Raw genomic sequence first — 12,748 nt, forward strand, 5'->3', positions numbered from 1 at the left:
TCGGAACAGACCGCGCGTGCGTAATGGCGGTGTCCAGTAAAAGGCTTCGGTACCGCGCGTGGCATCAAGAAACGCGCGGATTGCGCCGATTTCTTGCCCGTCACCAACAAACCGAAGCGGCCACGACTCCGTGACGTTACGCATGCCGTCGGCCACCGCCTGGCTGTAGCCGTCGCCGAACTGCACCGTGCGCACTCGAAAGTGCGTGGTTCCCTCCGCATCAACAGAAGGTGACCAGGTAAAGGTGCGATGCATAGCTGAGACTCTCACGCGAGCAACCCCTGCGACATCAAATAACCGACTCCGCCCTGGCCGCCCATCTTGCGCGCAAGCTTCTGGTCGAAGAACACCCCCACCCATTCCTGCAGCGCGCGAAGGTCGTGATCGCTTAGACTCGAGCCTCCATGATGGTGAACAGCCAGGTGAACCTGTGCGCCCTCCGATCGTGCCGCGACCGCGCTCGACCCACCCGCGAGGCCGCCCGAGGAGAAATGCGCCAAGTGATTGGAATTGATTGCCTCGAGCAGCGCATGATGCTGACGTGCCGAGGCGGCGTTCACCACGTACTCTCCGTCGGACAACATCGCAGGAATGCTGTCGCTTGTGCCCGTACCCGGCCCGGAGATGGATCCGCCCTGTGCGCGGTGGGGCAGTAGCTTCAGAAGCTGCGCAATCACCCCTGTGGTCGGTGACCGATCTATGAGACTTGCAATAATTCCACCCATTGCCTGGTGCAATGCAAGCTTCGAGAGATCGGCGAGCGCACTGGCGACAAACTCTCTCACACCGAGCTTGCCCGTTGTCACGAACTTCGTCACCGCGTCTTCCATCCGGCTCATGACGTTGACCACCGCGTGGCGTGCAGTTTCCGCGTGAGCTTGCGTGTCCTTGAAGAACTCCGCCATGCCGCGGCTTGCACCTTCGAGCCAATCGGTTTGGCGACTCCTGAGCTCCGCGTAATACCGGTCATGGTTCGCGATCGATTCGACGAGACTCGCTTGAACATCAGCCACCGCTCGTCTATACCCATCGCTGTTTAATACCTCTGAGCTTGCGCTCATTCGCAACTCATCAAGCTCGCGTTGGTGCTTGCGCGTGATTTCGTTCAGATCAGCTTGCTCGTCTCGGCGCAATGGATCCGCGTCGCGCCCGATGAGCGCGCGCGCGTAACGGCCAGCTTGCTCCTCACCGTACTCGCGCAGGCTCTCACGCGCATGCAGCGCCTGCACGGCGATCTTCGCTGTCGCCTCGCGCAGCTTCAATTCTTTCTCCATGCCGATATTCCGCTCGAGCTGTAATCGAATCGCTGATTGGGCGTGCCCGAGACTTTGTTCTTCCCTATTCGCGGCGTGCGTCTTTAATGCGGCCATCTTCTCGTTGAATCGCGCCAGCTCCTTTTGCGCGTCGCTAAGCTTGTCGGTCGTCGACATCTGCGCCCGAAGCGCAGCAGCCTGCTCACGAAGCCGGTCGAGATAACGCCTTGCGGCATCATCTGTGTGCGACGCCCGGACCTGGGCCTTTGGCGCATGGTAGAGCGACTCATTGTGAGCAATCGTCTTCTTCAGATCTGCATCGAGCCGTGCCCCAAGCTCGCGAAGCTCCTGATGACTCTTGCCGGCCGCTCTGGCGACGCCCAGGATCGCATCTTTGGCTGCGCGTGCGCTGGCGTTCGCATCGTCAAGCTTTTCCTTCCACGAGCGCACTGACTTCATCTCTTCGTCGTGATGCGCCATCATGGATGCAAACGTGTCGACACTCTTCTTGTGCGAGTCTGCTTTAGATGCTTGGTCAAGCAGAGCATGCTTGCGGCGCTCAAGCGCCGCGATCTCCCTTTCGATCGCCTCCGTGTTCGTCCCGAACGGATTAGCGTCGGCGTCATACAGCATGCCTCGCTGGGAAGCAATCGCATCCTGCAACTTCGCGAGCTCATCTCCCTTGCCTGTGACGCCCCGCCAAAAACGCTCCCACCGTTGGCCAAGCGTCTCGTAGCTATCCGTCATTGCCTTGTTGTCGGACACGACGGCTTCTCGCGCGCGTTGGCTCGCCGCTTGTACGAACTGCGCCCATGCGCCCGCTTTGTCGCCGGATTGTTCGACTGTACGGATCTGCTCGATCTGCGCCCGGCTCAGGTCGTGGTGCGTGTCAGCCCAATTCCGCGCGGCTTGAGCAGCATGTCCATACGACTGCTCGAATTGACGCACTACGTCCTCTGTCGAGTGCCCCGAGACCTTTGCATAGGCCGCCACACCCTCGGCAACTTGCAAGAGATCTGCCGCAGCGACGCGCCCGGATTGCGCGAGACTCATCAACGCCTGGCGCGCGTCGTTCGTCGAAACACCTACACGACCCGAGAGGGTGTCGGAGTAGACCAGTAACTTGCCCTGGGTAAGCGCTGCATAGTTGCCAGAAAGAACCATCGCATGATCGAGCTTCTCTTGCTGCTCGCTCAGTGCGTGAATGGCATGATAGGCAACGTACGCGCTTGCACCCAGGGCGCCTAAGGCGATGCCAGCCGGCCCACACAGCATCGGCAAGACATCGATGCGCTCGCCGAGCACCATGAGCGAGCCCATGAAATTCTTCCAAGTGCCTTGCATGGCTTCGTGTCCAAGCACAAACAACTCGCGCCGAGCGGCGGCCGACCCGGCTCCCAGATGATGCATGGCGCGCGAGGCAGCTTCAGCCTTCGCAATCAATGGCTCCGCAGACGCAGCAATGCCAAGGTTTGCTGCCTTCAATCGCATTAAATCGAAACGCGTCTTGCCCGCGGTCTCGGCCACCTTTTGAAAGCCCTTCACCGCAGCGTTGACCTGACGCACGCTCGCCGCAGCGCCGTTACTGGCCGCCTCTTCTAACGCACGCGCAACCACCGAGCTGCTCACGGCCATGTCTTTCTGACAAGCCTCGAAGGTTCGCGCGCTTGCTTGTTGATCAGCGACGAAACCCTTGCTCGCGCGTTTCACTCGCTCCATGCCTGCTTCGAAACCAGACGCATCGGCGCTGATACGAGTGACGACCTCATTAGCCACAGCCTGCCTCCTTCAACTTCTGCTCAACGACCTCAGCCATCTTTCGAGCTGCCTCTGACTTCTTGGCGTCGAACGCGGGACGCATGAACGGCTGCGCAGGCGTTCGCGAACTACCAAACTCGATGTCGTGAATGCCGCGCGCGACTGTGCGCTTCGTCAACGGCACTGCGTTTCGCTTGCCCAGTTCCACAAAACGCCCATAAAAGGCGTCCGCGCTCCAGGTGACGATGTAGGAGGCAAGCTTGCCGGGCACTGATTCCTCTTGATCGTATGCAATAAGAAGATGGTCTCGCAGGAATCCAGGCGAATGGGGTCGGCCGAAACGCTTGCCGATGCGATCGCCTACTGGCGCGCGCCGTTTCGCTTCTTCTTGAATCACGCGAGCGCCGCACACCGCCGCCTGGCGGAGCGTGCTTTCACTTACCGCGTCATCGAGCTTAGCGAACATCTCAGTCAACGTCTCAAGATTCTCAACACGATAGTTTTTACTCACCCTCGAGCACCTCCCCGTTGCGCACGACGAGGCGCTTTGCGCCAGAGCGTTTGGCTGCGTCCAGATTGACACCAAACGTGTCGGCCACAATCTCCTCGGCGCTGCGCCCACTAGGCTTTGAATGCTCGCGGCTCCAACCAGACCAAGGCGTAAACTCCGCCGCCGACGCGAGCGGTGCTTCCTTGCCACGATGGATGTTGTACAACAGACTCATAAGTGTGCCGGCCCGCAGATCTTCAATGTGGCCGCCCCATGGTTCGAGTTCGAACAGCGCCACCCAATCCGAATATTCGGCACTGAACACCTCGAGCTTGGCGCGCCGCACCGACATGCCCAATATCATGGCAATGCGCATCCACATCAGTTTCTGCGGGCTGGCTTTCAGTTTTTTGTGGCTTCCTCCTGGGCGCGGTTACCGAGACCGTTCAGCCGCATCGCGATCTGCGCGAGTTCTTCGAGGAGCGGCTTGCGCCCCGCACGAAGCGCTTCAATGTCGTCTCCGCTGAACAGCGGCTCACCTCCTTCATCAACCACGGTGGCGGCGATCAGCGTCGCTTCAAATGCGCTGTTTCCAGCGCGATCTTTAACGCTGTCGTAAAGCGCGTCGCGCGCCGCGCCCGTGAGCTCGCGAAAGCGTACTCGCTCACCTCCGAGCGCCACGACGTTCTCATCGACGATATTGGGCTGAAGAGCCGATAAAATTTGTTCTCGTTGCATGTCATGCCTCTTTAGATTGGTTCTGCGAATGAGATAAACTGACGTTAGATAGAGCCTTACCGTAAATTCGGCTTTTTACCGAACGTAATCTCGATCTCGCCGCTCACCTCCAGGTTGACGGAGCTGGTCAGCATCTGATCGACCTTCGCCGCGATCGGGAAATCCTTCACATGCGCATTAAACTTGATTTCCGTTCCCTCCGACAAAGTGAGCTTAAACTCAAGCAGCGTTCCGTTTTTCCTTGCGTTGAACAATGCCTGATGCGACTTCTCGGTCATATTCACGTGAAGCGCGAGCGTCACTTGCCCCCAATCCTGCATACCGCGCTTCTTCTCTCGACCGGTGCTATTCAAACGCGTAACGTCAACCAGGTTTGCCGAACCCGTGAAGCTTGAGATGTCTGTGAAATTTGCTACTTCGGCAAACGAAGCGTTGTCATCGCTTGCGTCCTTATACGCCAGCGTGGTGCCTTGCGATGGAACTGCGGTCGACTGCTGTTTATTTGAGTCGTTATCTGCGCGAAAAATATCTTCCGGCGTGGTTTTCTCTGCCATTGCCTTTACTCCGTTATTCAAAAATCGCCGCGGCGGTCCTGCATCACGTTCTAATAAAACTTGCCCCAGATACTCACATCAAGATGACTTCCAAAGAGGCGGGTCTCGTGTTCAAAGACATCCTCAGGTGCGCCTAGAGGCACCGCGCCAACCGTAGGGTTGACGATCGCCGAGACGACTTGATGCATCAGTTTCGCGCGACCCTCAGACGTAGTACTCCACACGGAAATCTGCACTCGTGCTCGGATTACGCCCAAAGGTTTGCCGCTCAGACCGACGGGAAAACGTCCGCCGGCCATCTGATAAACGATCCACGGGGGGCGAACATCGTCATCCACCACGTCTTCGAACACGCGCCCGTCGGCCAGATGCGCGAGCGCATTACGAACGATTTTCCCGGCGCTCATCGGTGACGCAGATAAGTTGGATGTACTCGCGCCGAGCAACATCCGGCTGCACTTGCTCAATGCGCATGACGAGGCCATCAACCGTCAAGCACATGCCCTGCCGGATGGCCTTGCAAGCTATCCGGCTATACCGAATACGCACGCTTGCTCGCGTGATGCTGACGGGCGCATCGGCCGCAATGATCTCCTTGCCGCTTTGCATAATCACAAACGCGCGCGTCTTAATGACAAGCTCCCACGCGATCGATTCACGATTTGGATCTCGTACACGGCGCTCGATGCGCACGGTCCGATTGAACACTCCTGCCGGCATCAAAATCTCGATGGCACGCAAATCGGCGCGAGCAGCACGTCGGCATAGCCACCTGGCATCTCGCCGATGGCTTGTCCCCGTGCATACAGTTCGCGATGGTCATATGCCCATGCGGCCGCCAGAAGCATCCACGAACGCACCGATGGATAGCGCGACAGGTCGATGCCCGCTTGGTAGGTGATCAAAACCGTACTGGCATCGGGCCAGGCTCTATTGGCCTTGGGCGCGAGAAGCGTCTCACGACCCAGCTGCACAACCTCATAGGTATTGCTATCCAGAGTTGTCAACTCTTCCGAAGCAATGCGCGATTGCACGCTTTCGACGGTTAGGACCTGTCCAGTTGACAACGGGATTTCGCCTCGCGGGAAGCTAGCAAAACGCTCGACGTACCGCGCGTGGCGAATCGCAGCGCCCGACTTACTTTCCGCCGCCTGCCGCGCGCCTGGGATCACAGTTCGCTCAATGAAATCGCGCTCATCCTCGTCGTCAATTCGGCATTGCGCAGCGACATCTTCGAACGTCAGTGGTTCGGCATCCAAGTATTTAAGCAGCAAAGCGGCCATTCAGTTTAACCGGCGAGTGAACTCATCGAGGGTTGTTACAAACCCCAGCGTACGCCGATGAGCACGGCAATAGATTCGACGTGGCGCGGACCAAAGTCGTTCTTGGCGATCACCCGGATCAACGTCTGGTCACGTTGAAAAGCGCTGACTACCTGACCATCCGAATCTTTGTAGGTGGCCTCCTTGCTGTAGTCGATCTCAAGCGAATCTTCTTCGCCGATGAACAGGTCGCCGAAGTCAGCGAAGTAGACCTCCGACGCATTGGTCTTATCGGCCGGCTTGCCATCAGGATCGCCAATAATCGGAACTTGCGTCGTCCGCCCGACCGGATAACCCTTCAACATGCCCTTGTCGAGCTCCGGATAGACCCTATTACCGGTTTCGTTGCGCAAGCTCGTCAGAAACCGGAACACGCGCGGCGCCATGATCCATCCCGGCGTGATCATGTTTGCGTCCGCACCCTCGAGTGCCAGAATTACCTTATTCAAGTCGATGTCGACTTTCTGCACGGACGACCCGTCACTTGCGGCGATCTTGTTTGTCTGAACCGCCCAGTGACGGAGGCCCTTCGGTGTGTTCGAATTTCCGTCGTCGAGAATGAATGCTTTATCCTCTCGAGAGCCGATAGCACTGGTCAAGTCACTAACAACGATCTGGTCGACATTTGGATTCACGCCCGCATACTTGAGCAGATCGTTTGCGATCGGCACCAGCGCGGCAAGCTTTTTCGCCGTAAGCTTTAAGTCGTCGAACTTCGGTTGTGCGGCCGGGATATCCGTGTCTGCGCCGATATAGCCGACTACAGCACCGCCCTTTAAGCGTGGAATCGTAATGTTGCCGTTCGACAGCGGCAGCGTGCGTGCTCCTAGGTAGCGAACAACCGACTTCGGACGCAGCAACTCGATCACTTCGCTCGAGAGGTTTGTCGGCACCAGGACGCCACCCGCACTCGAGGTGAGGGTGTTTAGCGACATGGCGACGTCTTCACCAAAACCGCGCTCCAGCGCCAACTTGGAAGCCAACTGCGTGTCGCCACGCGCTGCGGCCAGCGCGCGCACCATACGCGCCACCTTCGCGCCTTTCACCTCCGGCATCTTCGGCTGCGCCGGAACGCTCGGTGCCCCGCCGCTCGCCACCGCTGCCGGCGTCGGATCGATTGCAACTGCCGCCGCGGCCGCCATGCGCTCGGCCATCTCTGCCCGTTCGATCTGTGCGGTGATCTCGCTGAACTTCGTACTCAAACTAGCAAATTCGACATGTTGCTCGGCAGACAGCGCAACGCCTCCCGCTTCGCTCGCCGCAAGCGCTTGGACCTGCTGGTTAATGTTCGCGCGTTCGCGGCGAAGTTCGTTGATATTCAAGATCGATCTCCAAAAAAAGCCGCCTGAAGGCGGCAGTACTCGTTCAGCCGCGAACGCGCTGACGTGCGAAACTCGTGTATGTCAGTAGGTACTTCGCATCCTCATCGCAGCGGCCTGCGCGGCAACGCTTCGCCGTGAAGCCGTGCTCGCCTTGCGCTCGCCACGCGACGCTCGTATCTCTGCGGCTATCCGATTCACAGCAGACTGAGGCGTTTCGATACTGTCGGCCAGTGCCGCCTCTACTCCTTGCTTCCCAAAGAAAATTCCCGCCTGCGTGTCCTTGACCGCCTGAGTGGTGAGGCCTCGGAAGTTCGCGATTGCATCGACGAATTGCGCGTAGTTTGTTTGCACTACGCTAGTTAGATGCTGGAGTGACTGGTCACTCAATGGCTCGTGGGGCGTAAGATCGTTCTTGCGGTCGCCAGCGAACACCGAGGTAACCTTGATGCCCTGCTGCTCGTCGCGCTTGGACATGTCCAGATGCTTGGCGATTACGCCGATCGAACCGACACCAGAGCTCTGACTGACGATCACGTTCGACGCGGCCGCCGCGATCAGGTAGCCGCCCGAGAACGCGGAGAAATTGACGATCGACGTGATCGGCTTCACTCTCGTGGCAGCACGGATGTCGTTGGCTAACTCGAACGCACCCGTCGCGCTGCCGCCGTTGCTGTCGATGTCAAGAATGATGTGCTCGACCGCGGGATCGCTGACAGCCTGGTTCAGCGACGCGCGCAGTCCTTCATAGCTCGTCATCGGCTCACACGGGTTCATGTGCGCGGAGCGCGATACAAGGATGCCGGCGACCGGAATGATGTCCAGACCAGTATCGGCAACCACTGTGCGTCGGCGCTCGGATGCCGCCGCCATCTGCGCGCTGCCGCCAAAGTCTCCGTCGTCGGTGACTTTCGGCTGCGTGCCGTGCACGCTCAAATTCACGATATTCAGATACAGGGCCTGATTAGCCCATTGGACCGCCAGCGACATCATGTGATCACTAACGAGTTGCGGCTGATTGAAAATCAGGCTCGCGAGTCTGAGATGTGGCTTCAAAACAGAATCCTTTCGACGTCTGCAACTTGGGCTTTAGTGGGCTGAGCTTCGCTCGGCGGCATGGGCAGCGGCTTGGATGCGTCCACCATATTGAGCGGGCTCAGATAGGTATCGCCGCCATCCACTGGCGGCATGTTCTCCAAGCGCCGGATGTCATTGCTTGACAACCAGCCCCATTGACGCCCAACCGCATAAGCTGCGTACCGCGACGCCTGGTCACCCCGCAGCAGCCCTGCCAGGTTGTATTCGATGAAGTACCGTTTGCGCTCGGACGGCAGGAGCAAATCACGCGTTTTCGCCTGTTCGTGCCGCTTGACCCATGGCAACAAGGTATAGATCACAAACTGAATCTCCTGGTGCTCGATGTTACTGAACGTGGCCCGCTCAAGTTCGTTCACCATGTGCGCCGGAATCTTATAGATCCGCGCGATGTCGAGCGCGGAAAGCCGCAACGCATCGATCAAAGCCGCGTCAACGTTAGTCATCGACAGCGGCTTAAAAGTCATTCCCTCCTGCAGGAGCGCAACCTTCTTTGCATTGCCGGAGCCTGCGAACTTCGCGTTCCAGCTGTCGGTAATGCGATCGACACCCGCTTGATCCTTGATGGGCGGGCTTGCACTCGGTCGCTCAATCACGCCGGAGAGCACAGTGCCATTCAGAAACGACCTTCCCGCATACTGCTGTATCGCCTGAGAATGCCCAATCGCATTCGCATGGAGCAAGATTGGGGACAGCCCTGTATAACTATCGAGCGTGATCCAGCGAACGTGATGGATCAGGCGCTGGGGCATCGGCTCCCTGCCAAAGGCAATGTAAACTGGCTTGAGATCCCCACCGCGCTTAACTACCACCGATTCGCTCGGCAGGGGATAGAGCCCTCGAACGACCCCATCGCAATCGCGATCGATAAAGCTATAACTATTGCCGCAGAGTCCGACGGCAAGCTGCGACTGCTCTTGGTACTCGAACGGGGTTTGCCACGAGTTCGGTTCGTACTTCAGTATCGAATACAACGGGTGATTAACGGCTGGCTTCCGATCATCGCCAGATCGCTCATACAGCTCGATCGGCAACTGCGCAATGCTTTCGGCCAACAAAGTGACGCAGGCCTGCAGCACCGTGAGTGATAGCGCGCTTTGCTTGGTAACGATCTGGCCCGAGTCGGAGCGCACGCTACCCAGAAGCGACGAGATCCATCCGCCTAAACCTGTCTGCGAGACACCGACGCTCGGCAATAGATGCTTGCTAAAAAACACTACCTACTCCTTTGCCTGCGTCGCCTGCCCGATGCGAGCCGCGGCACGGTCGGCAAGGTATGCCCAGAACAGAAGGAGCAGTCCCGCCACGATAAATCCCGCTGGCACACTAACAAGCGCGACACCGAAAACAAGCAGTCCAAAGCCAACCAGTCCAGCGACCCAGCCAGCAATTCCGATTATCTTCAAACGCCTACCCCTTGGTCATAAACGGAACCACCGTACAACGCTGTGGGATTAAGTGCCATCAGCGTCACAGCGTTAAACAACGCCATCAACGGATCGATCTTTGCTGATCCGCTGGCCTGCTTCGTTATATTGACAGCGTTCCCGACCGGTACGACGCGCGCGTTACCTACACACCACGCCATTAACGGCTGACCGCCATGCATCAGCACGCCGTCAGGCACAACGTCATCTGCGCTCACTCTGGTGTTTGCCGCAACAGCGAGGCGCCGCTCCGCGGTTTTGATCGCGCCGGAGAGCTTCCAGCCCTGTGAGATACCAATCACCTTGTCTTCGGGAATACCGAGCTCGGCGAGTGCATCAAGCACGCTGCCTATTCCGGCCGGGTCAGCGCCGACCTTGTCGAGCAGGCCGGCCTGATAGATCGTGGCAACGATGTCGGCAACATCTCGCACGTCATCGCCGATCTGCGCGACCATCGTCAAGTCACCCGCAGCCTCGAAATCGTGCAGCCGCGGCGCGATCTCCTTTCGACGATCAAGGACGGACGGATGCGCCCACGCGTGCGTCCAGACAAGCCAGTTGCGCGTTTGTCTTTCGCGCCCGATCACAGCAAGCCCCAGTAAGTCATCTAGGCCGCCGCCGTCAATTCCGACGTCAATCACCTCGCTTCGCTCGATCACCTCTTCAAGCGTGATGCCAGGCGCGCGCGCAGCGTTTTCCCAGAAGTCTGCGCCCGCCCATCGATCGGAGCGCAAGTTCAGGCCTATCTCGACGTTCAGATGCTTAGCAACAAATTGCTGGAAGCTGCCATCCGTCTTGTGGCGGATCTTGCGCAACTGATCCTCCAGCCACTCGGCACTGACTGAGCGCCCAACGTTCGGGTTTGTGATGTAGAAGTTCGCCGGATCCAGATAGCCTTTCGATTCGATCAGCTTTGCAGGAAACTCGTACAGCACGCCGAGCGACTTGCGATCGATGATCTTTCCGTCGCGCACGTCGCGGTGATAGTTCAGCTTTTCGCGAAAGACGCCCGCCGGCGGCTCGTCGCTCTGCGTCGTCAGGATGACAACCCACCCTTCGTCGCGCGAGATCTGACCACCCGTCGCTTCCATGAACATGCTCTCAGCGTTCGCCTTTTTGCCAAAAAGCCAGTGCTCGTCGATAAGAATACGTCCAGATTTCTTGCCCGAGACGGTGTCCGTATCAGCGGCCACCACCTTCAACGACGCACGCGTCACGCGATGCGTGATGGTTCGAACATGATCTTGCACGTGAAACAAAGCCGACAATTCATCATCGGCTCGAACCATGCCGGCGGCCGGTTTGAAGCTGTTGTCGGCGACTTCCTTCGTGGGCGCCAGGATCAGATGCTCTTCCTCTTCACGCCAGCAGCGAATAACGGCCGTCAACATGATCCCGGCAGCGATCGTCGACTTCGTGTTCTTTTTGCTGATAAGCAGAAAGAACTCGCGGATTAACTGCGCACCGCTCTGCGCGTCGTAGGCTCCGAAAATAGCAGAGACAAAGTCGAAAACCCACTGCTCGCTACACTCGCCAAACGTCGGTTTGCCCGGCAGATCGACGACGCGCAGCTCTTTGAAAATCGCCAGCGCCTGCTCTGCTTCATCAGGAAAAATCGGAGCCGGAATGATCGACCTCCCGTCGATCAAACGAGCTTCCCAATCGGGACAGGCTGTCGTCCACTCCATACTTACACCTTCTTGCCGCCTGCCGCGACGAGCTTGGGCGGCGCGGCAGGTGCAAACTTGCTCGCGACCTTCTTTGCGGCTTCATCACGCAGCTCTTTCTTCCCGCCCTCGCCCTTTTTCGCGTGTTGATACGGAACAACCGCTTTCGCCGAATCAACGCGTAATTTCGGCTCGGTCATCGGATCATTAAACACCGCGATTAAAAACTCCAGCGCGTCGCGCGTCGCGACCGCTTTAGATATGTCGAACCCTGCGGCCGCGGCCACACTTGCCAAATTCGCATCGACCTTCGCGGGACGATCAAGCAACTTTTTTCGACGCTCGATCTCCGCTAACACCCGCGGGTTCTTTAGCAACCGATTAGCTTCGATGCTAGCGGTACGTTGGCTGTATCCGGCTGCGACTGCGGCATTTTTCCCTTTTCCGTCAACCAGATACGCCTCTACGAACAGCCGTTGCTTATTCGTTAGGGACATTAGCAACTCTCGTAAAAGGGGAAATTTTCTGCGCGTGAGAGAGCAGTCGGTGTCCGCGCCTCAAACCCTCCAGACTTTCGATACCCCCTCCCCCCAAGCACTTGCTCAACGTCCAAACCGCCCCGCAGCCTCCGCCGCCGTCTTGCGCGCATGGCAGTCAACGCAGAGCAACTGCAGATTGGCGTCGTCGTTGCTGCCACCGGCTTCAAGTGGTACACGATGATCGACGTGATCGATATGCTCGTTCCAAGCTCGGCCGCACTGCGCGCAGCAAAAGCTGTCACGCGCGGCGATGCGCATGCGCGTCGTCATCCATCTGCGCCCACGAATGCGCACCGTGGATCCAGCTTTCACCTTTAACAACGAAAGCCTATTGGCCTTCACGTTACTCAGTCGGAGCTTAAGGGTCCTCAGTCTCGCCATTCGCAGGTTGCAACACAGAGATGGATGAACTAGCCTCGAACGAGGCTATCGCGCAAGACGCGCACCAATGCAAAAAGCCCACACGGTTTGAGCCATGCGGGCTTTGAAGACAGTGATGCAGCCTATCGATTAAGAGCCGATTTTATATGAAAGTGTTCAATCAGCAGTAGAACTATTTTGTTCAATAATTCTTGAACACTTTTCG

The 12,748-nt window shown here is 58.1% G+C and carries 15 protein-coding genes; all 15 read right to left on the minus strand.

Annotated elements, in window-relative coordinates; genetic code table 11:
- Positions 1-255, minus strand: a 255-nt coding sequence (locus tag QCE79_RS37890; protein ID WP_309853918.1) for a phage tail protein, incomplete at its 3' end; no start/stop codon positions are given.
- An 11-nt stretch (positions 256-266) separates the two neighbouring features.
- Entirely contained in the window at positions 267-3,029 is a 2,763-nt protein-coding gene (locus tag QCE79_RS37895; protein ID WP_309853921.1) for a phage tail length tape measure family protein, read from the minus strand.
- Positions 3,022-3,522, minus strand: a complete 501-nt coding sequence (locus QCE79_RS37900; protein WP_309853924.1) for an HK97-gp10 family putative phage morphogenesis protein — start codon at positions 3,520-3,522, stop codon at positions 3,022-3,024. The genes QCE79_RS37895 and QCE79_RS37900 overlap by 8 nt, the downstream gene beginning before the upstream one ends.
- Positions 3,515-3,883, minus strand: a complete 369-nt coding sequence (locus QCE79_RS37905; RefSeq protein WP_309853927.1) for a hypothetical protein — start codon at positions 3,881-3,883, stop codon at positions 3,515-3,517. Before QCE79_RS37905 ends, QCE79_RS37900 begins: the two co-directional genes overlap by 8 nt.
- 20 nt (positions 3,884-3,903) lie before the next feature.
- Positions 3,904-4,239 carry a hypothetical protein gene (locus QCE79_RS37910; protein ID WP_250464089.1) on the minus strand — a complete coding sequence of 112 codons (336 nt, stop codon included), beginning with the start codon at positions 4,237-4,239 and terminating at the stop codon, positions 3,904-3,906.
- A gap of 56 nt (positions 4,240-4,295) precedes the next feature.
- A complete protein-coding gene (locus QCE79_RS37915) occupies positions 4,296-4,793 on the minus strand; it encodes a phage tail tube protein (protein WP_309853932.1) in 498 nt (165 codons plus the stop codon).
- A gap of 50 nt (positions 4,794-4,843) precedes the next feature.
- Positions 4,844-5,200: a DUF3168 domain-containing protein gene (locus QCE79_RS37920; protein WP_309853935.1), complete on the minus strand. Its 357-nt coding sequence runs from the start codon at positions 5,198-5,200 to the stop codon at positions 4,844-4,846.
- Positions 5,175-5,513: a phage head closure protein gene (locus tag QCE79_RS37925; protein ID WP_309853938.1), complete on the minus strand. Its 339-nt coding sequence runs from the start codon at positions 5,511-5,513 to the stop codon at positions 5,175-5,177. The genes QCE79_RS37920 and QCE79_RS37925 overlap by 26 nt, the downstream gene beginning before the upstream one ends.
- Entirely contained in the window at positions 5,513-6,076 is a 564-nt protein-coding gene (locus tag QCE79_RS37930) for a hypothetical protein (protein WP_309853941.1), read from the minus strand. The genes QCE79_RS37925 and QCE79_RS37930 overlap by 1 nt, the downstream gene beginning before the upstream one ends.
- 35 nt (positions 6,077-6,111) lie before the next feature.
- Positions 6,112-7,437, minus strand: a complete 1,326-nt coding sequence (locus tag QCE79_RS37935; protein ID WP_309853944.1) for a phage major capsid protein — start codon at positions 7,435-7,437, stop codon at positions 6,112-6,114.
- Positions 7,438-7,518: 81 nt separating this feature from the next.
- On the minus strand, positions 7,519-8,427 hold the full coding sequence (locus QCE79_RS37940; RefSeq protein WP_309853947.1) for a S49 family peptidase: 909 nt from the start codon (positions 8,425-8,427) through the stop codon (positions 7,519-7,521).
- A gap of 59 nt (positions 8,428-8,486) precedes the next feature.
- Positions 8,487-9,746 (minus strand): phage portal protein, encoded by a 1,260-nt coding sequence (locus QCE79_RS37945; protein WP_309853950.1) that lies wholly within the window; start codon positions 9,744-9,746, stop codon positions 8,487-8,489.
- Between the two features lie 185 nt (positions 9,747-9,931).
- Positions 9,932-11,644, minus strand: a complete 1,713-nt coding sequence (locus QCE79_RS37950; RefSeq protein ID WP_309853954.1) for a terminase large subunit — start codon at positions 11,642-11,644, stop codon at positions 9,932-9,934.
- Positions 11,645-11,646: 2 nt separating this feature from the next.
- Positions 11,647-12,120 carry a terminase small subunit gene (locus tag QCE79_RS37955; RefSeq protein WP_309853957.1) on the minus strand — a complete coding sequence of 158 codons (474 nt, stop codon included), beginning with the start codon at positions 12,118-12,120 and terminating at the stop codon, positions 11,647-11,649.
- A gap of 105 nt (positions 12,121-12,225) precedes the next feature.
- On the minus strand, positions 12,226-12,420 hold the full coding sequence (locus QCE79_RS37960; RefSeq protein ID WP_309853960.1) for an HNH endonuclease signature motif containing protein: 195 nt from the start codon (positions 12,418-12,420) through the stop codon (positions 12,226-12,228).
- Positions 12,421-12,748: the final 328 nt, after the last annotated feature.

This window comes from Caballeronia sp. LZ003 (assembly GCF_031451465.1).
GTDB lineage: Bacteria > Pseudomonadota > Gammaproteobacteria > Burkholderiales > Burkholderiaceae > Caballeronia.

Excerpts from the sequence above, each read along its gene's own strand:
- QCE79_RS37905 (WP_309853927.1), bottom strand. The coding sequence starts at position 3,883 with ATGTGGATGCGCATTGCCATGATATTGGGCATGTCGGTGCGGCGCGCC.
- QCE79_RS37955 (WP_309853957.1), bottom strand. The coding sequence starts at position 12,120 with ATGTCCCTAACGAATAAGCAACGGCTGTTCGTAGAGGCGTATCTGGTT.
- QCE79_RS37930 (WP_309853941.1), bottom strand. The coding sequence starts at position 6,076 with ATGGCCGCTTTGCTGCTTAAATACTTGGATGCCGAACCACTGACGTTC.
- QCE79_RS37960 (WP_309853960.1), bottom strand. The coding sequence starts at position 12,420 with ATGCGCATCGCCGCGCGTGACAGCTTTTGCTGCGCGCAGTGCGGCCGA.
- QCE79_RS37925 (WP_309853938.1), bottom strand. The coding sequence starts at position 5,513 with ATGCCGGCAGGAGTGTTCAATCGGACCGTGCGCATCGAGCGCCGTGTA.
- QCE79_RS37940 (WP_309853947.1), bottom strand. The coding sequence starts at position 8,427 with ATGATGTCGCTGGCGGTCCAATGGGCTAATCAGGCCCTGTATCTGAAT.
- QCE79_RS37910 (WP_250464089.1), bottom strand. The coding sequence starts at position 4,239 with ATGCAACGAGAACAAATTTTATCGGCTCTTCAGCCCAATATCGTCGAT.
- QCE79_RS37915 (WP_309853932.1), bottom strand. The coding sequence starts at position 4,793 with ATGGCAGAGAAAACCACGCCGGAAGATATTTTTCGCGCAGATAACGAC.
- QCE79_RS37920 (WP_309853935.1), bottom strand. The coding sequence starts at position 5,200 with ATGAGCGCCGGGAAAATCGTTCGTAATGCGCTCGCGCATCTGGCCGAC.
- QCE79_RS37950 (WP_309853954.1), bottom strand. The coding sequence starts at position 11,644 with ATGGAGTGGACGACAGCCTGTCCCGATTGGGAAGCTCGTTTGATCGAC.